Origin of the sequence: Winogradskyella damuponensis, assembly GCF_039538385.1 — a bacterium.
Taxonomy (GTDB): Bacteria; Bacteroidota; Bacteroidia; order Flavobacteriales; family Flavobacteriaceae; genus Winogradskyella; species Winogradskyella damuponensis.
This window is the reverse complement of the sequence record NZ_BAABCB010000007.1, coordinates 245,932-269,463: the sequence shown is the minus strand read 5'-3', so window position 1 is coordinate 269,463 and position 23,532 is coordinate 245,932. Positions and strand designations below refer to the sequence as shown.

Sequence of the window (23,532 nt, the reverse complement as noted above, 5' to 3'; positions counted from 1 at the left end):
TATTCCTGCAAAAGCAGCAATATTTATTAGTTTTAGTGTTATCGTTTTGAGTTGGCTACTGTCTATTACGACTGAGAACTAATTAGGGAACTTTATGTCCTTGAGCAGCCACTAATATTAAAAACCAATCTTCTAATTCTAATTCGATTTTAGTAGCTTCAACAGCTAATTTTATACGCTCTTTAGTGGTAGTCCCAATAACTGGATGAATTCCTGAAGGGTGTCTCATTAGCCAAGCCAATAATAATTGGTCTTCTGTTGCATTGTATTTGTCTAATAATGCGCCTAATTGTTTATGGATGCGTCTGGTTTGTTCATTATCTTCTTTAAACACAGCGCCTAAAGGAGACCATGCCATTGGTTTTATGCCATTAGTCATCATAAAATCTAAAGTTCCGTCATGCATTGCTGTGTGTTCAGTTAGCGAGAATTCAATTTGATTGACGTCTATATCCATACGTAAACCAATCAAGTCCATTTGAGATGGAGTAAAATTAGACACGCCAAAGTCTCTAATTTTTCCGTCTTTTTTTAATAGGCTAATTGCTTCTGCTATTTCTTCAGCAACCATTAAAGGACTAGGTCTGTGTAAAAGTAATAGATCTAAATAGTCAGTCTTAAGATGTTTAAGGGACTCTTCAACCGAGGAAATAATATATTTTTTGCTGTAGTTGTAGTGTTTAACCTTATTGTTTCGGTTGTCACTCATATATTGAATGCCGCATTTAGAAATCAGCTGAATAGCTTCACGTTGTAATCCAGAATCGGCAAAAGCTTTTCCAAAATCTGCTTCAGTAGTGTAAGCGCCATAAATATCGGCATGGTCAAAGGTTGTAATATGGTTAGAAACACAGAAATTCATTAAGACTGCCATTTCTTTTTTAGAGAGTTGTTTTCCCCAACTTCCCCATGTCATGGTTCCTGCAATTAATCGAGAATATGTCACTTAGTTTTCAGTTTATAGTGGTTTTTGTGTAATTGGTGTATAAAAATACTGAAAACATAAAGAATACGATATTATTGAAGTGTAATTATTCAATATCCCAAATTATGAAGTATTCACAATCTATTAAATTAATCGTTTTATCACTTGTTATCTTAGTTAATTTTACAAGCTGTACTAAAGATGATATGGGTATAGATGGACAAAAGGCAGCAATTACAGTAAGTCTTATAAGTAATTCTAATGCGCAAAATAATGTTTTTCTTGAGATTGAAGATGTGCAAGTAAGGGTAAAGGAGGATGGCAGTTTGCCAAATGCTTGGATAAGTTTAAATGCAATAAACGCAGGAACACATAATGTTTCAGACTTAAAAACAGAATCTGAATTATTACTAGTAGATCATTTTGAAATTAAATCAACATTTATTCATGAAATAAGATTGGTTCTTGGTAATAATAATTTTATAAACAGCAACGAAACTTTAATAAGTTTAGACATTGCAGAAAATGCTACAGCTTCAAATTTAATAGAAAGAGAATTTGAAAAAAATCATATTTACCAAGTTGTTATAGATATAGATGTTGATAACTCTATTCAATTCAATGAAGACGAAAACATGATGATTCTCAATCCTAATATAGGAATGGTGCAAATGGAAGATGAAGAAACTGGTGAATTAATGTTGGTCAATACCGCTTCAAAAAAAGTAAGACTTAATTATGGTGAGTTCTATAACGAAAAAGTAAACTATTTTAAAGATGCGTTTGCAAAATCTGGAGCAGGTGTTATTGATTGTCGAGTTGATGAAAGCTACGTTAAGAAATTATTAGGTTATTTCAAACGAAGAGGATAATGAGTGTAAGGCTTAAGAAGTTGGAAGTTATATTAAACATGAAAAACAGAAATAAAATAATAGTAGATTTAGGTAACAAGACCACAAGCTTTATGTTTCAAGCGTTGTGTTTTATGTTATTTTTTCTATGTTCTTTTTTCTCTTCAGCACAAGTTACTTCTGAAATTGACACTACAAAAATCAGAATAGGAGAACAAATTAATTATAAAATTAAGGTTGAGGCAGATTCATTAGCACTGGTTGTGTTTCCTGAAGGACAAACATTTATGCCTTTAGAAAATGTTGAAGCCTTAAAAATAGATACAATTAAAAGAGACGCTAAGTTTTTACTGTCTAGAATTTATAAGCTTACACAGTTTGATTCTGGAGTTTATACCATTCCTAGACAAAAAATAATTATTGATGAAAAACCGTTCTTTACAGATTCTTTAAAGATAGATGTTAATACTATAGAGGTAGATACCACTAAGCAAAAACTCTACGATATAAAACCAATTATAGAAGTTGAGGAAAGCGGAAGTAATCGTTGGCAATTAATCTTAGGAATATTGGTGGCAATTGCTCTAATTGCATTTTTGTTATATTGGTTTATTTGGAGAAAAAAGCCATTAACCGAAGCAGAAGAAATAGCTTTATTACCACCTTACGATCGTGCAAAATTGGCATTGTCTAAACTCGATGAAAGTCAATATTTAATGCGTTCTGAAGTCAAAGAATATTATTCAGAATTAACTTTTATCATTAGAAAATATTTAGATGAAAAAGTTTATGATAGAGCTTTGGAGAGTACAACGGCAGAGCTTATTAATAGATTAAACTTATTGAAAGATGGAAACCAAATTCCGCTTTCAAAAGAAACTATTTTACATATAGAGTCCATTTTAAAACGTGCCGATTTAGTGAAATTTGCAAAATCTGCACCAGATACAGCACTTGCCGAAATGGATAAAATAACCATAGACAAGGCTATAGATCATGTAAAAGAAAGTTTACCAGAACCTTCGGAAGAAGAAAAACTATTAGATCAGAAATATAAAGAAGCACAGGAGCGTAAAAAGAAACGCCGAAAAATCTGGATAACCGTTGGTATTTCAGTATTCCTAATCATTGCTACTTTTATTGGTTTTGGTATAAAATATGGCTTTGGCTATGTTAAAGACACTATTATTGGCCATGAAAGCAAAGAGTTATTAGAAGGTAATTGGGTTGAGAGTGCTTATGGTTTTCCTCCTGTTTTTATAGAGACACCTAAGGTCTTAAAGCGTGTAGATTCACCTATTCCAGATGAGGCCAAGGATAAGTTAACAATGACCACTTTTGTTTATGGAACAATGTTAGATGTGTTTAGTGTTGCTGTAAATACAACAACACTTAAAGTGCCAAAACAAACACCACAAACAAAAGATACAGAAAACCCAACATTTGATTTGTTAAAAGTTGCAGAGCAAAGCATTAAAGGTTTTGAAGCCAAAGGAGCAACTAATATTACAGTTAAGCAAGATCAATATGTAACACCTAACGGAGCAGAAGGGTTAAAAACATTTGGTACAATGAGTATCAATGTTCTTAATACTAACAATATTGTAGAAGCAGAATATATGTTATTGTGCTTTTCAAATGAAAACGTATTGCAACAAATTATTATTACTTGGCCAAAAGAAGATGTTTATGCAGATGAAATGGCTGAGCGTATTATTGATTCCATAGAACTTAAAGCGGAAGAGACAGAAGAAGAGAAATAATGATGTTTGATAATATAGAATTTTTAAATAAAGAATTATTCTGGCTGTTATTGCTTTTGCCAATAGCTGTAGTTTGGTATGTTTTAAAACATAGACAACAAACCGCTGAGCTAAAAATGTCCAGTATAAAAGGATTTAAAGGATCGTCTACATTTTGGTCAAAATTTAAACACCTACTTTTTGCTTTGCGTTTAATTGCGCTTGCATTGTTAATTACAGCTTTAGCAAGACCAAGAACTGTAGATGTTTCCACAAAAACGAAGACTACTCGTGGTATAGATATCGTTATGGCAATTGATGTCTCGGCAAGTATGCTAGCAAAAGATTTACGACCTAACCGCTTAGAAGCCTTAAAAGAAGTGGCTGCAGATTTTATTGATGGACGTCCTAATGATCGAATAGGTTTAGTAGAGTACGCAGGAGAAGCTTATACAAAAACACCAATTACTAGCGATAAATCTATTGTACAACGTTCGCTTAGAGATATTAAGTACAATACTATTATAGAAGGAGGAACGGCAATTGGTATGGGATTAGGAACTTCTGTTAATCGTTTAAAGGATAGTAGGGCTAAAAGTAAAGTCATTATATTGCTTACAGATGGTGTTAATACGACTGGTGCAGTAGATCCAAAAACAGCTAGTGTTTTGGCCTTAGAATATGGTATTAAAGTTTACGCTATTGGATTAGGAACAAATGGCATGGCTTTATCGCCTGTTGCTATAAATCCAAATGGTTCGTTTAGATATGGCCGTCAACAAGTAGAAATTGACGAACCCTTACTAAAAGAAATCGCAGAAGTTACAGGAGGAAAGTACTTTAGAGCTACAAATAATAAGAAATTAGCTGAAATCTATAAGGAGATTAATAAGCTAGAAAAAACAGAAGTCGAAGAAAAGAAATATTACAATTACGAAGAAAAATATAGACCTTTAGTCTTATTTGCAGGATTATTATTATTGATAGAATTATTATTAAGAAATACAATATTTAGAAGCTTTGTTTAAACTCGATGAAAAAATATGGTTTTGGACATTACTGGTTATTCCGGTAATTATTCTGCTGTTTGTATTACTTCAAATTTGGAGGCGTTCTGCGCAGAAAAAATTTGCAGATTCTAATTTGTTAAGCCGCTTAAGTCCTAATCAATCTTTGTTTAAAAGTGTTTTAAAAGTGTTTGTACTTTGTGGTGCTTTTGCTTGTTTATCTTTAGCATTAGTTAATCCTAAAATAGGAACAAAACTAGAAACTGTGCGTAGTCAAGGTGTAGATATTGTGTTTGCAGTAGATGTGTCTAAAAGTATGCTTGCAGAAGATATTGCACCAAATCGTTTAGAAAAATCTAAGCAATTGGTCACGCAAATTATTAATAGTCTAGCAAGCGATCGTGTTGGTATTATTGCTTATGCAGGCAAAGCATTTCCGCAATTACCAATCACAACAGATTATGCTTCAGCAAAAATGTTTTTACAAAACATGAATACAGATATGTTGTCTTCACAAGGTACAGCAATCAGTGAAGCAATTCAATTGGCAAAAACATATTACGATAACGAAGAACAATCTAATCGTGTACTCATTATTATTTCAGATGGAGAAGATCACGATGGAGAAGCGTTGGACGTTGCAGAAGAAGCTAGTGAGCAAGGGATAAGAATATTAACGGTTGGTGTTGGTAACACTAAAGGAGGTCCAATTCCTATAAAACGAAATGGAGTCATTTTAAATTATAAGAAAGACAATAATGGTGAGACGGTAATTACACGCTTAAACGAAACCACCTTAAAAGATATCGCCACAGAAGCTAATGGTGTTTATATAAATGGAAGCAATACAGCCGAAGTTGTAAAAACCATTAAAGAGCAATTAGATAAAATGGATAGACAAGAGTTTGAATCTAAGCAAATTGCAGATTTTAAAGATCAATTTCAGTGGTTTTTGGCTTTCGGAATACTATTGTTATTCATTGATATCTTCTTTTTAGAACGAAAGACAGCATGGTTAAAGAAGTTGAATTTATTTAATGAAGCGTCAATCTAAAATTTTTTAGAATTATTTTAACGCTAAGTATTCAAAGGCTTTAGTAATTTAGTCATTATTAGTACAATAATTAAAACATACACATGAGATTTTATTTGGTACTTATTATACTTTTAATTGGTAGTTTTGGGTTTGCCCAAGATATTGAAGCGCAATTAAAAGCAGAAAAAGAAGCCACTAATTTGGTTTATAAAGCTAATGAGTTAGTTGGAGAAGATAATTATGTTGAAGCCGAAATGGAATATAGAAAAGCCATTTCAGAAGCGCCAAACAAAGCTGTTGGGTCGTATAATTTAGCACATACATATTTTAGAAAAGGCAGTTTTGATGAAGCTTTATTTAGAAGTCAAGAAGCAGCTAAAAACGCAATAACTAAAGACGAAAAACACAGAGCATTCCATAATATTGGTAATATTTTAATGCAGAATAAACAGTGTAAAAATGCTGTTGAAGCTTTTAAAAATGCCCTTAGAAACAACCCAAATGATGAGGAGACACGCTATAATTATGCTTTAGCAAAAGAATGTGCCGACCAACAAAATGATGGTGGAGGCGAAGATGATAAAAAAGACGAAAACAAGGAGAACGAGCAGGATAAAGAAGACGAGCAAAAGAAAGAAGACGAACAGAAAGACGAAAAAGATAAAAAGGACGAAGGAGACCAGGATAAAAAAGATGGTGACAAGGATAAGGATGATGAAGGTAAACCAAAAGATGATAAAAAGGATGATGGTAAAGGAGATAAGGATAAAAAAGATCAAAAGCCTAAACCACAACCAGGACAAATGTCTCCTCAGCAGGTGAAAAATATTTTAGATGCCATGCAAAATCAAGAACAAAAAGTTCAAGAAAAGATGAATGCCGAAAAGCAAAAGGGAGCTAAAGTTAAAACTGAAAAAGATTGGTAAAACGAATTACGATTGTTGAACTACGAATTTTTATTTAATGTAAAGAAACGTAAATCTAAAATCGTCAAAATTATGAATATCAAAAATTATATATCAATAATATTATTAATACTTGCAACAAGTATCGCTTCAGCACAAGTAAAATTTGAAGCTAAAGTTAGTAAGAAGAAATTGGGTGTTAACGAACGCTTGCGTATCGATTTTGAAATGAATAAGGATGGAGATAATTTTGTGCCACCAAGTTTTGCAGATTTCGATGTGGTTGGTGGACCTAACACATCTATGAGTAATTATTCAAGAAACGGAAAACGATCTTATTCTAAAACTTACAGTTACTTTTTAGCACCAAAAAAACGAGGAAAATTCACAATTAAACAAGCTACTATTGAAATTGATGGAGAAATCTATAAAACGTTTCCTATAACTATTAATGTAACTGCTGCAGTTGATAAACCAAACGGAAATACAACGGCATCAGATATTGCCTCAGAGAATATTCATTTAGTTGCTGAGGTTTCTAAAACGAACCCGTATTTAAATGAAGCCATTACAGTTGTTTACAAGCTATATGTTTCGTTAGAAACAGGTGTAAGTAATTGGCGTGAAAAAGACAATCCTAGATATAACGATTTTTGGAGTCAGAACATAGAAATCAAAGGACTTAATATTGAAAAAGGTGAATACAAAGGAGAAGAATATCGTTATGTAGTTCTCAAAAAAACTGTGCTTTATCCTCAAAAAACAGGAGAATTAAAGTTAGAACCTTTAGTCTTAGACATAACAGTAGAAGTACCAACAAATAGACGGGACATCTTTGGACGACCAATGATGAGTAAAGTTCCTAAAATTGTAACTGCTGGCAGTAGAACAATTAATGTAAAACCATTGCCAGAACAAGGGAAACCATCAGATTTTAAAGGAGCTGTTGGAGATTATTCATTTAAAGTATCAACTTCTAAAACACAGTTAAATGCAACAGAATCACTTCAAGCTAAAATAGAAGTTGCAGGAAAAGGCAATTTAAATTTATTTGAATTACCAAAATTAACCGTCCCAAGTTCTTTAGAAGTTTATGAGCCAGAACACCAAGAAAATGTGCGAACCAATTTAAGCGGAATGCAAGGTCGTATTTCCGATACGTACACCATTGTGCCACAGTACAGAGGAAAATATCCTATACCAAGTATTTCATTTTCATATTTTGATCCAGATACAGAAAGTTACAAACGCATTACATCAGATGAGATTGTTATTGATGTTTTAGAAGGACCAACGGCCGCAATTAGCAACACCGAAAGTTCAACAGAAGGTATAAAACAAACGATAAATCCAAACACTAATACGTTTGCCTTTATAAAAACAACATCTGATTGGTCCAGTATAAAAACAGAACCATTTTTTAAATCTAAAGGATTTTGGTCATTGGTATTGTTACCTTTTTTAGCGATTCCTCTAGCTATTGTTGTAAGACGAAAGAAAGACGAACGCGATGCAGACGTGCAAGGTAATCGTATAAGAAAAGCAGACCGATTGGCTAAAAAATACTTAAGCGCCGCTAAAAAAACACTTGGACAAAAAGAAGCCTTTTACTTAGCCTTAGAAAAAGCACTTCATAATTATTTAAAAGCAAAATTAAATATTGAAACGAGTGATTTCAATAAAGAAAAAATTGAAAACCTATTAGCAGAGCGGCAAGTAGAAAGTGGTGTCGTTTCAGATTTTATTTCCATCTTAGAAAATTGTGAGTTGGCACGTTACACACCAATTACACAGGTCACCATGCAGAATGATTATGACAAAGCAGCAAAAACCATTTCATTAATCGATAAGCAACTGAGATAATATGAGAGCTCTAATAATCTTACTTTTATGTTGTTTTAACACCATTGTTTTTTCGCAAAACGATCAAAGTTTTAGTGAAGCCAATGCCTTGTATAATAATGGTAAATATGCCGAAGCCATTGATAAGTATGAATCTATTTTAGATTCAAAACAGCATTCTGCAGCATTGTATTTTAACTTAGGAAATGCCAATTATAAACTTAATAATATTGCTCCAAGCATTTATTATTTTGAAAAAGCATTATTATTAAACCCTAATGATAAGGACATACAGAATAATTTAGCCTTTGCACAAAACATGACGATTGACGCCATTGATAACGTGCCTGTCGTAGGGTTTTCAAGAATTATAAATAATGTTGTGAATACATTTAAAACAGATACTTGGGCAAAAATTACCGTTGGTGGTGTCCTTTTATTTGTAGTTATATTTTTAGCTTATCATTTTTCTTATACGACGTCTAAAAAAAGAATTGCTTTTGTAACGAGTATTATAAGTTTAGGTATTGCTTGCTTTTCTGTAGCAATGGCTTTTCAGAAAGCAGGTTTAGATAAAAAAGACAATCCTGCCATTGTATTTGCTCAAGAAAGTAGAGTAAAAACAGATCCTAATCCCTCAAGTGAAGAAGTGTTTAGGCTACATGAAGGCACCAAAGTACAAGTGTTAGAAACCTATGAAGATTGGAAAAAAATTCAACTTTCTGATAATTCTACAGGCTGGATTCCATCAAATGACATTAAGTTATTGAAGTTTTTTTAGAACTTATTTAACACTCTGTTAAAATCTAAGCTATTATATTTGCGGCTTATGTTTCAAAAATATAAATATAGATCGGCTGTATTTTTTACCATTGTATTAATGGCGCTTATTTCTGCACCCACTATAATTGTATCTTTTGACGACTCTGTTGATGTAACGTGTTTCTATAGCATTACTGAAGAGGAAGAAAATCATGGCGCAAAATTGGTTTTCGGAAGCACAAATCAAGATTCTGATAGTGTGTTTGAAGATTATACAAGCACTAATCTAGTAGGATATACATTTAAAAACTATCCTAAACCTCACCTTAACCTTATTTCTCCACCACCAGATTTTGTTTAATATTTTTTCGTTCGACATTTTTTGTCCCTAAAAAAAGTATTAAAATAACTATTGAAATCTCTTCAATAGACAAAATCATTATATCAAATGTTTAAAACATTAAAAAACGACTTGCCTGCAAGTGTCGTTGTATTTTTTGTGGCATTACCTCTATGTTTAGGTATTGCTTTAGCCAGTGGAGCACCTCTTTTCTCTGGTTTAATTGCCGGAATTATTGGAGGAGTTGTAGTAGGAGCCTTAAGTGGTTCTAAGATTGGAGTTAGTGGGCCAGCAGCTGGTTTGGCAGCTATTGTGTTAACAGCCATAGGTACTTTAGGTGGTTATGAAAATTTTTTAGTAGCCGTTGTTTTAGGAGGAATAATTCAATTGATTTTTGGCGTTTTAAAAGCCGGAATTATTGGATATTATTTCCCGTCGTCTGTTATTAAAGGGATGCTTACTGGTATCGGAATCATCATTATTTTAAAACAAATCCCTAACTTTTTTGGCTATGATGAAGAATCTGCTTGGGATTTAGAGTTTTTTGAAATTGATGGTGGTAACACATTCTCGGAGTTAATAACAATGTTAAGTAACATACATCCAGGAGCGGCTTTAATAGGTATTATTAGCTTATTGCTTTTAATACTTTGGGATAAAGTATTAAGCAAAAAAGGGAAAATATTCGAAATTATTCAAGGCCCTTTTGTTGTTGTAGTTTTAGGTATACTATTCTATACCTTTACACAAGGTACAGGAGTATTGTCTATTGGCGATACTCACATGGTAAGTGTTCCAATTCCTGAAGATTTAAGTTCATTTCTTGGACAGTTTAGTTTTCCTAACTTTTCTGCAATTACAAATCCAGAAGTTTGGATTGTTGCCTTTACTATTGCTTTGGTAGCCAGTTTAGAGACCTTACTGTGTGTTGAGGCATCCGATAAAATAGATCCAGACAAAAACGTTACACCTACAAATAGAGAGTTATTAGCACAAGGAACAGGTAATATCATTTCTGGTTTAATAGGAGGTTTACCTATTACTCAAGTTATTGTAAGAAGTTCTGCAAATATCCAATCGGGTGGAAAAAGTAAAATGTCTACCATTTTACATGGATTCTTACTTTTAATTTCTGTGATTTTAATTCCAACATTATTGAATAAGATTCCTTTATCAGTGTTAGCAGCAATTTTATTGATTGTAGGTTATAAACTGGCAAAACCATCATTATTTAAGAAAATGTACAGTTTAGGTTGGAAGCAATCTATCCCATTCTTTGTAACTGTAGTAGGAATTGTTTTTACAGATTTATTAGTTGGTATTGGTCTAGGTTTAGCTGTTGGTATTGTTGTAATCCTATTAAAAAGTTACCAAAACTCTCACTTCTTACATATCGAAGATAATAGTAACGGAAAACATAAAATTAAGATGGCACTTGCCGAAGAAGTAACCTTCTTTAATAAAGGTGCGATTTTAAAAGAATTAGATAGCTTACCAAGAGACACCTATTTAGAATTTGATGTTACAAAGACAAGATATCTAGATTATGATATTATTGAAATTCTTGAAGACTTTGCCTTTAAAGCAAAAGAGAGAAATATAGATATCAAATTGATTTCTAAACGTGGAGTTGTTGAAAATCCACCGAGTTTTATTGAGTTCTTTCAATTAAGACCTAAGTCTAAAATAAGTTTAAGTTAGAAATTATGAAACATAGTAAATATAAAATACTAGTGCTTTCAGATTTAAACAAAACGGCGAGTACAACGTTAAAGAGTAGTGTGAGTTTAGCACAAATGATTGATGCAGATATCGAATTATTTCATGTTAAAAAATATATCGATATTGTAAATAGAGAAAACCAACTCTCTGCAATTAGAACTCTAAATGACGAGCAGATTACGACAAAAAAGAAAATTGAAGCTTTAATTGATCCTATATCAAAAGCGTATAATGTAAGCATCAATTACAATTATGCATTTGGAAATATTAAAGAAGAAATCAGTAATCATATTGAAAATTCTAAGCCAGATATTATTGTTTTAGGGCAGCGCGATTCTAATCCGCTTCAACTAATTAGAGATAGTATTACACGTTTTATTTTAAAAACGTTTAAAGGTGTAATTATGATTTCATCTAATGAAAACGCATTAGTGCCTAATGAAAAAATGGCATTAGGAGTTTTTAATGATTCTAATAAAATTTTTAATACTGAATTCTCAAAAGATTTAATAACACACACAAAGGCACCATTAAAATCCTTCAAAATTATAAATAGCCAAAAAGAAACTGAAAAATCAGCTACTGTAAAGGAAGAAAAAATCATAGAGTATGTATTTGAGCAAAATGCAGAAGTTATGAACACACTGTCTTCATATTTATTAAAAAACAATATTAATTTATTGTGTGTTGATAGAGCAGAAGAGAAAACAAAAAATAGAAGTGAAGCCTCATTACGAGAAGTGGTGAGTAAGTTAAATGTTTCATTATTAGTTTCTGAAGCATAGTTAAATAACAATAAAATTAAACGAAAAAAGCATTATGAAAGCACATACAAAAGAAACCCAAGCAACAATGACACCTGAAAAGTCATTGCAATATTTAAAAGAAGGCAACCAAAGATTTCAAAATAATCTAAAAGCTAACCGAAATCTTTTAGAACAAGTTAACGATACAAGCGAAGGGCAATTTCCGTTCGCTACAATTTTAAGTTGTATCGATTCTAGAGTGTCAGCTGAGTTAGTATTTGACCAAGGATTAGGTGATATTTTTAGTGTAAGAATTGCAGGTAATATTGTAAATGAAGACATTTTAGGGAGTATGGAATTTGCATGTAAGTTAGCAGGAACAGAGCTTATTGTTGTTTTAGGACATACAAGTTGTGGTGCTGTAAAAGGAGCTTGTGACCATGCTGAAATGGGAAATTTAACCAAGTTAGTTCAGAAAATAACACCAGCAGTAAATGCCGTTACAGAGCCTAAAGACGAAAGTTTAAGAACGTCTAAAAACTTAGATTTTGTAGATAATGTATCGCACATGAATGTACAGTTAATGATTGATAGAATTCATGCCGAAAGCCCAATTCTTACAGAAATGGAGAAAAACGGAGAGATTAAAATCATTGGAGCAATGTATGATGTCAATACAGGAGAAGTAAAGTTTGATGAATAGGAAACGCATAATATGTTAAAGAAAATGAATATGGTAGCTCTAACGTTTTTGTTGGCGCTACCATTTTTTACGTTTGCACAAGACAGTAATTTTGGGAATTGGCTTATTTATATTGGAAATAAGAAATTAGATTCCAAATGGAATATCCATAATGAAGTGCAATACAGAAGCTATAATATTATTGATGATTTAGAGCAATTACTTATAAGAACAGGTGTTGGCTATAATTTATCTGATAATAATGATAATATTTTATTAGGATATGGTTATATCTTGTCAGAAAATTACATAGATGATACTGGTGACAAAACCTCTGTAAATGAGCATCGAATTTTTCAGCAATTTACAACGAAACAAAAGGTTGGTAAAGTAGGTTTAAGTCATCGTTATAGATTTGAGCAGCGATTTGTTGAAGATGATTTTAAATTGCGTTTTAGATATTTTTTAGGTGTAAAAATACCGCTTCAATATAAAGAAGAAGCTAAGACCCCTTTATACGTATCCTTGTATAATGAAATCTTTTTAAATACAAAGTCTTCTGTTTTTGATAGAAACCGCGTATTTGGTGGTATTGGTTATACATTTTCGGATAATTTAAGACTAGAACTAGGGTATATGAATCAGTTTTTTGAAGCCTTTGGAAGGGATCAAATAAATATTATTGCTTTTGTTAATTTCTAACAAAACTTTGTGCAAGGGTTTCGGTTTAAGTAAAAATTAGACTATTTTAATCCAATAATTAATTAACTATGAAGAAACTATTTTCAAATATTAAGGGTGATGCATTTGGTGGCATTACAGCAGGAATTGTTGCTTTGCCATTGGCTTTAGCATTTGGAGTGTCTTCAGGTTTAGGTCCAGAAGCAGGTTTATACGGAGCCATATTTATAAGTTTCTTTGCCGCTCTTTTCGGTGGTACTGCAACGCAAATTTCCGGTCCAACAGCACCAATGACGGCTGTGAGTATGGTCATTATTGCTGGTATTGTAGCAGCCAATGATGGTAGTGTAGAAAAAGCATTACCTGCAATATTAACGGTATTTCTCTTGGCAGGTCTTATACAAATTGGACTGGGATTTTTAGGCTTAGGAAAATATATAAGATACATTCCTTATCCTGTAGTTTCTGGATTTATGACGGCCATCGGAGTCATTATTTTATTGACCCAAATACTGCCTTCAATTGGGTATTACCCAAAAGAAGATGCAGAGTTTGTAGCACAATTTAAGCCTCAAGCCGAAGAGGTTATACTAGAAAATATTTTAAAAGAAGAAGCTGGTGAAGGTATTTTGGTACTTGAAAATTTTAAAGAAACTATTGACCGTGCACAGCAGATTACACCAGAACAAATTTTAAATGAATCACAAACATTAGCTGCTAAAGAAGCGTCTGGTACTGTTGGAGCTATTAAAGTATTGCCTAGAGCATTAAAGCATATTAATTGGTTAGAACTTATGTTGGCTTTAGGAACAATTATTATAATCTATGGTTTTAAACGTATTACAACAGCCATACCAAGTACTCTGGTAGCTTTAGTTGTGGTTTCGGGAATTGCTTATGGATTTAATTTAGGTTATCGTCCTATTTCAGAAATCCCAGGAGGTATTCCAATTCCTAGATTAGAAATGTTCACTAATTTTAGCTTAGGAAGCATTACTCCATACATTTTTACAGCGCTTACCTTATCCTTATTGGGTGCTATAGATTCTCTATTAACTAGTGTCGTTGCTGATAATATGACCAAAACCAAACACAAACCTAATAAAGAGTTAGTTGGTCAGGGTATTGGTAATAGTATCGCGGCTGTTTTTGGAGGAATTCCAGGAGCAGGTGCAACCATTAGAACGGTTGTTAATATTAATGCAGGAGGAAAAACCAAGTTATCTGGTATGATTGCAGGTATAATGTTATTATTAATAATGTTGGCATTGAGTGATGTGGCATCAAAAATTCCTGCTGCTGTTTTAGCCGGAATATTAATAACAGTAGGTATTGGTGTTATGGACTATAGAGGTCTTAAAGCAATTCCAAGTTTACCAAGAGATATCAAATTAGGACCTGTAAGATTAAGTTCTGAAGTCTTAATTATGCTAGTCGTATTACTTTTATCTACATTTTGGGATTTAATTTATGCTGTAGGTATTGGTTTGGTTATTGCATCGCTTATGTTTATGAAAAAAATAGGAGATCTAACAGCAGAACGCAGCGATGTTAAATCACTAAAAGAAGAAGCTTGGGATGACGAAGGTAATTTCCCTTCAGCATTAAAAGAAGAGGTTTTTATTAAGCATCTTAAAGGTCCTTTATTCTTTGGGTCTACAAGTGATTTTCAGGCTTTAACTGAGCAAATTCCCAACACGGCAAAAACCGTTATTTTAAGGTTAGGTCGTATGCAATATATGGATCAATCTGGTCTGTATGCTATGGAAGATATGCTTCAAGATTTATCAAAAAGGAATATTCAAGTGTTGTTTGTAGGGCTTTTAAAGCAGCCAAGATATATGATGGAGCGTATTGATATCATTCCAAATTTAATTTCTAAAGACCATATATTTAAGGAGTTTGATAGTTGTTTAAATTGGATAAAAAGTAATGTAAAAGATGAATTTTAATAGGTGTACGTATGGACTTAAATAATGTATTTAAAAATAACGAAAAGTGGATTAAAGATAAACTTGCCGTTAACTCTAATTATTTTGAAGACTTAGGTAAAGGACAAAATCCAGAATTATTATATATCGGTTGTTCAGATAGTAGAGTCACCGCCGAAGATTTAATGGGATTAGGTCCTGGTGATGTTTTTGTGCATAGAAATATCGCAAATATGGTTGTTGGTACAGATGCCAATGCTATGTCTGTGGTTAACTATGCGGTTACACATTTAAAGGTAAATCATGTGGTGGTTTGTGGGCATTATGCTTGTGGTGGAGTTAAAGCAGCTATGCAATCGGCAGATTTAGGTGTTTTAAATGGATGGCTAAGAAATATAAGAGACGTCTATAGAATGCATCATGATGAACTAAATGCGATTGCATCTGAAGAAAAAAAATACGATCGTTTGGTAGAGCTCAATGTGAAAGAACAGTGCGTCAATTTAATTAAAACAGCAGCCGTACAAAAAGCGTATAGAGATAGAGGTTTAAAAGTTCACGGATGGGTGTTTGATGTGCATACAGGAAAACTCATTGATTTAAAAATAGACTTTGAAAAGTATCTCAAGGATATTATGGAAATCTATCATTTAGATTAATACAATAAAGCCACTTGAAAGCGTAGTTTTTTATACGTCTTCTTCAGTGTTTTCTTCTGATTCGCTTTTAATAATAGCTGGAAAAATCATGGGTGCTAACGATTTTACAGGTTCGTAAAGCATACTTTTTTCTAAATCTTCTTTTTCCATAAACGGCAATGTATTATTCATTTTATGAAAGACACCCAAGAGTACACTAAGGATTAATCCAATTTTAAGTGCACCAAAAACGGCTCCTGCCAATTTATTAATAATACCTAAAGCGGCAAAATCTGCCAGTTTTGTTAATGCTTTTCCTGCTAATCCTATTGCTAAGACAATTACAACAAAAGTAATAGCAAAGGCTACAATGTTAATGGTTTTCTCATTCCAATCTACCTTAGCTTCTAAAAAACCAGAAGTAAAATAGCTAAAGTGAATGGCGCCATAAACACCCAAAACTAGAGCAACTAAAGAGGCGACTTCTACAAAAAGCCCTTTAAATAAGCCACGTACAAATCCAAATAGTAAAAGGGCAGCCAAAATAATATCAATAATACTCATACAACTAGCGGTTTAAACAAAAGTACATGAATTTTGCCATTTTAATATAATAACGCAAATGAAGATGCTTTAGTTTCTTAACTTTGAAAACTTAAAGAATTTGAACTCGAAAGAGGAATTCGAAATTTTGAAATAAAAAAAGAATTTTAATAATTAATAAGATTCCCTTTTTCATGGGAAGTGAGCATGGCAAGAGACGAACAATTAAAGGAACGATGGGATTTGGTGGTAGAAAAACTCTCTAACCAATTTGCCGATGGAGATAGATTGGATCTCGATTCTATAATATACCTTATTGGTATACAAGAATTAGGACAATTACACAGAGAGTATAAAAAGGACCAAAAACTCGATTTAATGCATATCGCTATTTGTAAGGTTTTAGAGCCTTATGGTTTTTATGAATTCGATTATGTAGATGATGATGGTTGGCCTCATTACAAGGTATTAGCACAGTTACCTCATTTAAAAGCCGGTGAGCAAAGTATATTGATGAAAGAAGCGATTGTGAATTATTTTTTAGAAACTGAATATATAAAATAAGTCTCCACTAGGTTCTTGTTAATAAATTGTTCATTTTAGCATTTAACCTTTTAATCTAAATTTACTTATGAAAAAAATGATTTTATTTTTAAGTGTTTTTGCACTTGTGTTTACATCTTGTAGTAGTGATAATGATGATGATGCTCCTATAGACCCGTTAGTTGGGACATGGAAATATTATAAGTTTTTCGAAAATGGAGTTGAACAAACTGTATCTGATTGTGAGAGCGAAGAAACTTTTGTTTTTAATTCAGATGGAACATTTGAATACAGCTATTTTGAAGAAGATACAGATGGTAATTGCGAATTAGAAGAATTTATTTCATCAACTTGGTCAAACGATGGAGATGGATTTTATACGCAATATATAGAAGGTGATGTAGCTACACAAGAATTGATTTTTGAGGACAATACGTTCTATTTCGAAGATTTTTACGATAATGGAACCCCTGATGATACGTCAGATGATATAACGTATAAAGACGTTTTTATCAGACAATAAGTGTTTTTTATAAAATAGATAAAAAACGCCTTCAATTTGAAGGCGTTTTTTTTGTATAAAATCGTTAAATTTGCGCTCTCAATATGAGATACTGAATTAAATTCAGCATAAAATGATAGACAAGATAAAAGAACTTATAGCAGAAGCAGAAGCTTTTAAAGCGCAATCTAAAGAAGAAGTTGAAGCTTTTAGAATTAAATATTTAGGCTCAAAAGGACACTTAAAGGCATTTTATGGCGAATTAAAAAATGTGGCGAATGACCAGAAAAGAGAATTCGGCCAAATCATAAATGAGCTTAAAAATACAGCAGAAGCCAAAGTAAATAACCTAAAAGAAGCTTTAGAAAGTCAAGAAGAGGACATAGGTATTTACGGAGATTTGTCAAGACCAGGTGAACCAATTGCTATTGGTGCGCGTCATCCTATTTCTATTGTTAAAAATGAGATTATTGATATCTTTTCGCGTATAGGTTTTAACGTTAGTGAAGGCCCTGAAATTGAAGACGATTGGCATAACTTTACGGCTTTAAATTTACCAGAATACCATCCAGCAAGAGATATGCAGGATACCTTCTTTATTCAAACCGATCCCGATATTTTATTACGTACACATACCAGTTCTGTACAAGTACGTTATATGGAAAATAACCAACCACCAATTAGGACTATTTCTCCTGGTAGAGTTTATAGAAATGAAGCAATTTCGGCACGCTCACATTGTTTTTTCCACCAAGTAGAAGGCTTGTACATTGATAAAGATGTGAGTTTTGCAGATTTAAAGCAAACCTTACAATATTTTACAACTGAAATGTTCGGAAAATCTAAGATTAGATTACGTCCATCATACTTTCCATTTACAGAGCCAAGTGCAGAAGTTGATGTGTATTGGGGACTTGAAACCGAAACCGATTATAAAATTACTAAAGGTACAGGTTGGTTAGAAATTATGGGTTGTGGTATGGTAGATCCTAATGTTTTAGATAATTGTGGCATCGACTCTAAAGTGTATTCAGGTTTTGCCTTCGGAATGGGAATAGACAGAATAGCAATGTTACTTAACCAAATTAGTGATATTCGTTTGTTAAGTGAAAACGATGTGCGTTTCTTAGAGCAGTTTAAATCTGCTTTATAAGCGTCTCTAAATATATTTTTAAGCCGACTGTTAACAGTCGGCTTTTTTATTTAACAACAATTTAACTTCGTTTAGTTCGGTTTGTTCCGAACTGATGATATATATTTGCATAGAATTTTACTGTACATGATTATTTTATGGTTATAAAGCAGTAATAAAAGCATGCATAATGAAAGAAAATATATGTCAAAAAAAAATGAATTTAGTTGAAAAACTAGGTGTTCATTTAGAGGCTAGAGAGCAATTAGCACCTGTTGCTGCGCGTATTTTGTCCTACATAATACTTACGGGTAAAAGAGGGTCTACTTTTGAAGACATGGTTAGTGTACTTTGTGCAAGTAAAAGTACAATTTCAACACATCTTAACCATTTACAAGATTTAAATAAAATTGAATATTTCACTAAGACTGGTGATCGTAAAAAGTATTTTATTATAAATAAAAATACAATTATTCAACATGTAGATAGTATGATAAGTCATTGGGATCAGGAGCGTGAAATTCATTTAGAAATTAAAGCGTATAAAGAATCTGAAAACAATAAAAACATTAAAAACGAAGATGAAAAATTCGATTTAACTTTTCATAATGACTATATAAAGTTTATAGATGAAGCCACCTTATCAGTTAAAGAATTAAGAGAAAAATTGACAAATAACCAATTCCATATTTAAACAAAACCAAAAAATGAGAAAGAATAGATTATATACATTACTAACATTGAGTTTAGTTTTAGTTGTTTTAAGTTGTGGTAACAGCGAAGAAAACAAGCCTGTTGCAGAAGCACCTCCAGCACCTTTTCCTGTAACACAAATACAGAATAAAACGGTCATAGGGTACACAGATTATCCTGCAACTATTGAAGGTGTTGTAAATAGTGATGTAAGAGCTAAGACATCTGGATATATTGAGAAAGTATACGTTGATGAAGGACAGAAAGTACGAAAAGGACAAGCATTATTTAAATTAGAAACACAGTCTTTAAGTCAAGATGCAGGAGCAGCAAAAGCTCGTGTTAATGTGGCACAAGTAGAGGTTAATAAATTGATTCCTTTGGTAGAAAAGAACATTATTAGTCCTGTACAATTAGAAACAGCAAAAGCTAATTTAGCACAAGCAAAGGCTAATTATAGTGGTGTTACGGCAAATATTGGATACGCAACTATAAAAAGTCCTATAGATGGTTATGTAGGTTCTATTAATTTTAGAGAAGGGGCATTAATTAGTCCAAATGATGTAACTCCATTAACTACAGTAAGCGAGATTGACCAAGTATATGCTTTTTTTAGTTTTAACGAAGCACAATATATTGATCATTTGCAACGATCAGAAGGGAAAACAAAAGAAGAACGAATTAAAAATTCGCCAGATTTAAGTTTGATTTTAGCTAACGGAAAAGAATATTCCGAAAAAGGACGTATTCAAACCAGTACAGGTCAAATTAATCAAAATACAGGAACTATAAAAATTAGAGCAGCTTTTGATAACCCTAACGAAATTTTAACCAATGGAAATAGTGGAAAAATAAGATTTCCTATTGAATATAAAGATGCTATAGTTGTGCCACAAACAGCCACTTTTGAGCAGCAAGGAAACGTTATGATTTTTAAACTAGGTAAAGACAACAAAATTGAAACGACTATCATAAAAATAAAAGGATCTGTAGATAACTTGTATGTGGTAGAGTCTGGTATTGATGCAAATGATAAAATTGTAGTATCAGGTGTTGGAAAATTAAGAAATGGTATGAAAATATCACCTCAAGACATACCTTTTGAAGAGGCTATTAAACCCGTAGCAACTTTATTTAAAAACTAATTAACCTCAAAAAATAGTAGTCATGTTAAAAACATTTATTGAAAGACCAGTGCTTTCAACAGTAATCTCTATTATTATAGTTTTGCTTGGGGTTATTAGTATCACAAGCTTACCTATTGAAGAGTATCCAGATATTGCACCACCAACAATTAAGGTTACGGCAAATTATACAGGAGCAAATGCAGAAACCGTTCTAGAGAGTGTAATTATACCTATAGAAGAACAAATTAACGGAGTAGAGGGTATGACGTATATTACCTCTACAGCATCAAATACCGGAGCTGCAGAAATTACAGTGTATTTCAACCAGGAAATTGATGCAGATATTGCCGCTGTAAACGTGCAAAACCGTGTGGCTAGAGCCAACCCATTATTACCTCAAGAGGTAATACAAACAGGTGTTACTACACAGAAGCAAGAAACGAGTGCATTAATGTTTATTTCTATGTATTCTGAAAGTGAAAATTATGACGCTACGTTCATTCAGAATTACTTAAAAATTAATGTTATTCCTGCTATGCAACGTATTAGTGGTGTAGGTGATGTTAGTGTATTCTCACAACAAGATTACGCCATGCGTATTTGGTTAAATCCTGAAAAATTAGCATCATATAATTTAATTCCTTCAGATATTTCTGCAGCTTTAGCAGAACAAAATTTAGAAGCAGCAGCAGGATCATTAGGTCAGAATAACGGAGAATCTTTTTCTTATACACTAACTTATAGTGGTCGTTTTAAAGATGAGGCGCAATACAGCGATATTGTAATAAAAGCTTTAGGTAATGGCGAATTTTTAAGATTAAAAGATGTTGCAACTATTGAATTAGATGCACAGTCGTATTCATCTAATGCCATGAGTTTAGGACATCCAGCAGTTTTTATGGGTATTTTCCAAACTAAAGGATCAAATGCACAAGAAATTATAGAAAACATCAAAACGACTCTAGAGGATGTAAAAGCAGATCTTCCAGAAGGCTTAAATATTTTTGTACCATACGATACCAGTTTGTTTTTAAATGCATCTATAGATAAGGTGGTTACCACGTTGTTAGAAGCCTTTTTACTTGTGTTTTTAGTTGTATTTATCTTTTTACAAGATTTTAGATCTACTTTAATTCCTGCTATTGCAGTACCAGTTTCTATTATTGGTACCTTCTTTTTCTTAAATGTATTTGGGTATTCTATTAACTTATTAACGCTATTTGCATTAGTCCTCGCCATTGGTATTGTAGTAGATGATGCCATTGTAGTTGTAGAAGCGGTCCATGCTAAAATGGATGAAGGTGAACACAATCCTAAAAAAGCGACCTTAACTGCGATGAACGAAATTTCTGGTGCAATTATCTCAATTACTTTGGTAATGGCAGCCGTATTTATTCCTGTAACCTTTGTAACAGGACCAACAGGTGTGTTTTATGAGCAATTTGGTGTGACCTTAATTATTGCAATTCTTATTTCGGCAGTAAACGCCTTAACATTAAGTCCAGCATTATGTGCCTTGTTATTAAAAGAGCATAAAGACGATGAAGAATTAAAAGGGAAGAGCCCATTAAAACGTTTTTACACCTTATTTAATCGTGGATTTAATGCTACTGTAGAACGATACGGAAGATCACTTCAATTTTTATATAAAAGAAAATTTGTTTCTGTGCTACTTTTAGTAATTACAGGTATCGGAATTTACTGGGCATCTAATACAACGCCTACAGGATTTGTGCCTAATGAAGATAGAGGTATTATTTTTGCCAATATCGAATTACCACCAGGAGCATCGTTAGATAGAACAGATGCAGTTGCAAGAAAATTATACGAAAAAGTTGAAGGTATTGACGGCATTGTTGGTATTAACTTTATTAAAGGTCGAAGTTTAATTAGTGGTGCAGGTAGTAACTTTGGTTTTGGAATTATAAAACTTAAAGACTGGAGTGAACGTAAAGACGATGCACTCTCTGCACAAGCCATTACAGGAAGATTATTTGGTATCGCAGCGACTATTCCTGATGCAAATATCATTTTCTTCTCACCTCCAAGTATTCGTGGTTTTGGTAACTCAGCTGGATTTGAAATTAATTTATTAGATAAATTTGGTGGTGAATTCTCAGACTTAGATAAAGCTAAGAATGACTTTACAATGGCTTTAATGCAGCGTCCAGAAATTAAATATGCGACGTCATCATTTAACACTAATTATCCACAATATGAAATGGATGTTAATGTACCTTTAGCTAAAGAGAAAGGTGTTTCTGTAACAAGTATTTTTTCAACTTTACAAGGTTATATTGGTGGAATTTATGCGTCAGATTTTTCTAAATTCGGAAAACAATTTAGAGTATATATACAGGCTTTACCAGAAGACAGAGCAGATGAGAGTGCCTTAAATAGTATGTATGTGAGAACAGATTCTGGTGAAATGACGCCAATTACACAATTTGTAAACCTAAAACGTGTTTATGGCCCACAATCGGTAACACGATTCAATTTATTTAACTCTACATCAATAACAGGAGCAACTAACGACGGATTTAGTACTGGTGATGCTATTAGAGTTATTGAAGAAGAAGTTGCAAAACTACCAAGCAACTATACCGTGTCTTATTCAGGTTTAACACGAGAAGAGGTGAACGCAGGAAACCAAACGACATTTATATTTATACTAAGTATTCTGTTTGTGTATTTCTTGTTAAGTGCACAGTATGAAAGTTATTTGTTACCATTTGCAGTGGTATTATCCTTGCCGTTTGGTGTATTTGGTGCTTATATAAGCACAAAGTTCTTAGGCTTAGAAAACAATATTTATTTCCAAATCGCTTTAATTATGCTTATTGGATTACTCGCCAAAAATGCCATTCTTATTGTTGAGTTTGCATTACAGAGACGAAAAAATGGTGAGAGTATAGTAGAAGCAGCCATCAATGGAGCAAAAGCGCGTTTGCGTCCAATTTTAATGACCTCATTTGCCTTTATTTTAGGACTAATGCCATTAGTATTAGCAAATGGAGTTGGTGCAGAAGGAAACAATTCTATAGGTACAGGAGCAGCAGGAGGGATGCTTATAGGAACTATTTTAGGAGTCTTTGTAATTCCAATCCTATTTATATTATTTCAGTGGTTACAAGAAAAAGTTTCTAGTAAACCAGCAGTACAAACTATTGAAGAATAAGAAG

At 32.7% G+C, this 23,532-nt stretch carries 22 protein-coding genes; 20 read left to right on the top strand and 2 right to left on the bottom strand.

The genetic code is table 11. The annotated features are described in order from the left end of the window. Positions 1 to 82: 82 nt before the first annotated feature. The gene (locus tag ABD730_RS05340) at positions 83 to 946 is read right to left on the bottom strand and encodes an aldo/keto reductase (RefSeq protein ID WP_344713066.1); all 864 of its coding nucleotides are present in this window, start codon (positions 944 to 946) and stop codon (positions 83 to 85) included. Between the two features lie 104 nt (positions 947 to 1,050). On the opposite strand from ABD730_RS05340, the gene ABD730_RS05335 reads away from it, so the two are divergent. The 14 genes from ABD730_RS05335 to ABD730_RS05270 all read left to right on the top strand — a co-directional run bounded on the left by ABD730_RS05335 (position 1,051) and on the right by ABD730_RS05270 (position 15,831). Further along, entirely contained in the window at positions 1,051 to 1,797 is a 747-nt protein-coding gene (locus ABD730_RS05335) for a DUF4382 domain-containing protein (protein WP_344713064.1), read from the top strand. Positions 1,798 to 1,889: 92 nt separating this feature from the next. Further along, complete coding sequence (locus ABD730_RS05330; RefSeq protein ID WP_425583502.1) at positions 1,890 to 3,539, top strand: hypothetical protein; 1,650 nt, start codon at positions 1,890 to 1,892, stop codon at positions 3,537 to 3,539. A 2-nt stretch (positions 3,540 to 3,541) separates the two neighbouring features. Then, positions 3,542 to 4,546 carry a vWA domain-containing protein gene (locus tag ABD730_RS05325; RefSeq protein WP_344713159.1) on the top strand — a complete coding sequence of 335 codons (1,005 nt, stop codon included), beginning with the start codon at positions 3,542 to 3,544 and terminating at the stop codon, positions 4,544 to 4,546. Next, positions 4,539 to 5,579 (top strand): VWA domain-containing protein, encoded by a 1,041-nt coding sequence (locus ABD730_RS05320; protein ID WP_344713060.1) that lies wholly within the window; start codon positions 4,539 to 4,541, stop codon positions 5,577 to 5,579. The genes ABD730_RS05325 and ABD730_RS05320 overlap by 8 nt, the downstream gene beginning before the upstream one ends. An 83-nt stretch (positions 5,580 to 5,662) precedes the next feature. Beyond that, positions 5,663 to 6,487 carry an aerotolerance regulator BatC gene (locus tag ABD730_RS05315; RefSeq protein WP_334468263.1) on the top strand — a complete coding sequence of 275 codons (825 nt, stop codon included), beginning with the start codon at positions 5,663 to 5,665 and terminating at the stop codon, positions 6,485 to 6,487. Between the two features lie 72 nt (positions 6,488 to 6,559). Beyond that, the gene (locus ABD730_RS05310) at positions 6,560 to 8,329 is read left to right on the top strand and encodes a BatD family protein (RefSeq protein WP_334468261.1); all 1,770 of its coding nucleotides are present in this window, start codon (positions 6,560 to 6,562) and stop codon (positions 8,327 to 8,329) included. Position 8,330: 1 nt separating this feature from the next. Beyond that, complete coding sequence (locus ABD730_RS05305; protein ID WP_215928175.1) at positions 8,331 to 9,089, top strand: tetratricopeptide repeat protein; 759 nt, start codon at positions 8,331 to 8,333, stop codon at positions 9,087 to 9,089. Between the two features lie 48 nt (positions 9,090 to 9,137). Further along, on the top strand, positions 9,138 to 9,431 hold the full coding sequence (locus ABD730_RS05300) for a hypothetical protein (RefSeq protein ID WP_334468257.1): 294 nt from the start codon (positions 9,138 to 9,140) through the stop codon (positions 9,429 to 9,431). 87 nt (positions 9,432 to 9,518) lie between these two features. Further along, positions 9,519 to 11,111, top strand: coding sequence for a SulP family inorganic anion transporter (locus tag ABD730_RS05295; RefSeq protein ID WP_344713056.1), 1,593 nt, complete (start codon positions 9,519 to 9,521; stop codon positions 11,109 to 11,111). Positions 11,112 to 11,116: 5 nt separating this feature from the next. Then, the gene (locus ABD730_RS05290) at positions 11,117 to 11,917 is read left to right on the top strand and encodes a universal stress protein (protein ID WP_344713054.1); all 801 of its coding nucleotides are present in this window, start codon (positions 11,117 to 11,119) and stop codon (positions 11,915 to 11,917) included. Positions 11,918 to 11,927: 10 nt separating this feature from the next. Next, a complete protein-coding gene (locus ABD730_RS05285; RefSeq protein ID WP_334468401.1) occupies positions 11,928 to 12,581 on the top strand; it encodes a carbonic anhydrase family protein in 654 nt (217 codons plus the stop codon). Positions 12,582 to 12,593: 12 nt separating this feature from the next. Further along, positions 12,594 to 13,262: a DUF2490 domain-containing protein gene (locus ABD730_RS05280; protein ID WP_425583501.1), complete on the top strand. Its 669-nt coding sequence runs from the start codon at positions 12,594 to 12,596 to the stop codon at positions 13,260 to 13,262. A 68-nt stretch (positions 13,263 to 13,330) separates the two neighbouring features. Further along, entirely contained in the window at positions 13,331 to 15,193 is a 1,863-nt protein-coding gene (locus tag ABD730_RS05275) for a SulP family inorganic anion transporter (protein ID WP_344713052.1), read from the top strand. An 11-nt stretch (positions 15,194 to 15,204) separates the two neighbouring features. After that, positions 15,205 to 15,831, top strand: coding sequence for a carbonic anhydrase (locus tag ABD730_RS05270; protein ID WP_334468249.1), 627 nt, complete (start codon positions 15,205 to 15,207; stop codon positions 15,829 to 15,831). 30 nt (positions 15,832 to 15,861) lie between these two features. Here ABD730_RS05270 and ABD730_RS05265 read toward each other — a convergent pair whose 3' ends face one another. After that, positions 15,862 to 16,374, bottom strand: coding sequence for a CvpA family protein (locus tag ABD730_RS05265; protein WP_344713050.1), 513 nt, complete (start codon positions 16,372 to 16,374; stop codon positions 15,862 to 15,864). A gap of 186 nt (positions 16,375 to 16,560) precedes the next feature. Here ABD730_RS05265 and ABD730_RS05260 point away from each other — a divergent pair, with 186 nt between their 5' ends. The 6 genes from ABD730_RS05260 to ABD730_RS05235 all read left to right on the top strand — a co-directional run bounded on the left by ABD730_RS05260 (position 16,561) and on the right by ABD730_RS05235 (position 23,528). After that, a complete protein-coding gene (locus ABD730_RS05260; RefSeq protein WP_344713048.1) occupies positions 16,561 to 16,917 on the top strand; it encodes a hypothetical protein in 357 nt (118 codons plus the stop codon). Between the two features lie 67 nt (positions 16,918 to 16,984). Next, the gene (locus tag ABD730_RS05255) at positions 16,985 to 17,419 is read left to right on the top strand and encodes a lipocalin-like domain-containing protein (protein WP_334468243.1); all 435 of its coding nucleotides are present in this window, start codon (positions 16,985 to 16,987) and stop codon (positions 17,417 to 17,419) included. A gap of 112 nt (positions 17,420 to 17,531) precedes the next feature. Beyond that, complete coding sequence (pheS, locus tag ABD730_RS05250; protein WP_334468241.1) at positions 17,532 to 18,551, top strand: phenylalanine--tRNA ligase subunit alpha; 1,020 nt, start codon at positions 17,532 to 17,534, stop codon at positions 18,549 to 18,551. Between the two features lie 169 nt (positions 18,552 to 18,720). Next, a complete protein-coding gene (locus ABD730_RS05245; protein WP_334468239.1) occupies positions 18,721 to 19,224 on the top strand; it encodes a GbsR/MarR family transcriptional regulator in 504 nt (167 codons plus the stop codon). 13 nt (positions 19,225 to 19,237) lie between these two features. Then, a complete protein-coding gene (locus ABD730_RS05240; RefSeq protein WP_334468237.1) occupies positions 19,238 to 20,368 on the top strand; it encodes an efflux RND transporter periplasmic adaptor subunit in 1,131 nt (376 codons plus the stop codon). A 22-nt stretch (positions 20,369 to 20,390) separates the two neighbouring features. Continuing rightward, entirely contained in the window at positions 20,391 to 23,528 is a 3,138-nt protein-coding gene (locus ABD730_RS05235; protein ID WP_334468235.1) for an efflux RND transporter permease subunit, read from the top strand. Positions 23,529 to 23,532 lie beyond the last annotated feature (4 nt).

Bases quoted from the DNA above. Each gene is read 5' to 3' on its own strand.
- ABD730_RS05335 (WP_344713064.1), top strand. From the start codon at position 1,051: ATGAAGTATTCACAATCTATTAAATTAATCGTTTTATCACTTGTTATC.
- ABD730_RS05240 (WP_334468237.1), top strand. From the start codon at position 19,238: ATGAGAAAGAATAGATTATATACATTACTAACATTGAGTTTAGTTTTA.
- ABD730_RS05275 (WP_344713052.1), top strand. From the start codon at position 13,331: ATGAAGAAACTATTTTCAAATATTAAGGGTGATGCATTTGGTGGCATT.
- ABD730_RS05290 (WP_344713054.1), top strand. From the start codon at position 11,117: ATGAAACATAGTAAATATAAAATACTAGTGCTTTCAGATTTAAACAAA.
- ABD730_RS05265 (WP_344713050.1), bottom strand. From the start codon at position 16,374: ATGAGTATTATTGATATTATTTTGGCTGCCCTTTTACTATTTGGATTT.
- ABD730_RS05295 (WP_344713056.1), top strand. From the start codon at position 9,519: ATGTTTAAAACATTAAAAAACGACTTGCCTGCAAGTGTCGTTGTATTT.
- ABD730_RS05310 (WP_334468261.1), top strand. From the start codon at position 6,560: ATGAATATCAAAAATTATATATCAATAATATTATTAATACTTGCAACA.
- ABD730_RS05305 (WP_215928175.1), top strand. From the start codon at position 8,331: ATGAGAGCTCTAATAATCTTACTTTTATGTTGTTTTAACACCATTGTT.
- ABD730_RS05280 (WP_425583501.1), top strand. From the start codon at position 12,594: ATGTTAAAGAAAATGAATATGGTAGCTCTAACGTTTTTGTTGGCGCTA.
- pheS (WP_334468241.1), top strand. From the start codon at position 17,532: ATGATAGACAAGATAAAAGAACTTATAGCAGAAGCAGAAGCTTTTAAA.
- ABD730_RS05300 (WP_334468257.1), top strand. From the start codon at position 9,138: ATGTTTCAAAAATATAAATATAGATCGGCTGTATTTTTTACCATTGTA.
- ABD730_RS05325 (WP_344713159.1), top strand. From the start codon at position 3,542: ATGTTTGATAATATAGAATTTTTAAATAAAGAATTATTCTGGCTGTTA.
- ABD730_RS05330 (WP_425583502.1), top strand. From the start codon at position 1,890: ATGTTTCAAGCGTTGTGTTTTATGTTATTTTTTCTATGTTCTTTTTTC.
- ABD730_RS05260 (WP_344713048.1), top strand. From the start codon at position 16,561: ATGGCAAGAGACGAACAATTAAAGGAACGATGGGATTTGGTGGTAGAA.
- ABD730_RS05315 (WP_334468263.1), top strand. From the start codon at position 5,663: ATGAGATTTTATTTGGTACTTATTATACTTTTAATTGGTAGTTTTGGG.
- ABD730_RS05255 (WP_334468243.1), top strand. From the start codon at position 16,985: ATGAAAAAAATGATTTTATTTTTAAGTGTTTTTGCACTTGTGTTTACA.
- ABD730_RS05235 (WP_334468235.1), top strand. From the start codon at position 20,391: ATGTTAAAAACATTTATTGAAAGACCAGTGCTTTCAACAGTAATCTCT.
- ABD730_RS05245 (WP_334468239.1), top strand. From the start codon at position 18,721: ATGAAAGAAAATATATGTCAAAAAAAAATGAATTTAGTTGAAAAACTA.
- ABD730_RS05270 (WP_334468249.1), top strand. From the start codon at position 15,205: ATGGACTTAAATAATGTATTTAAAAATAACGAAAAGTGGATTAAAGAT.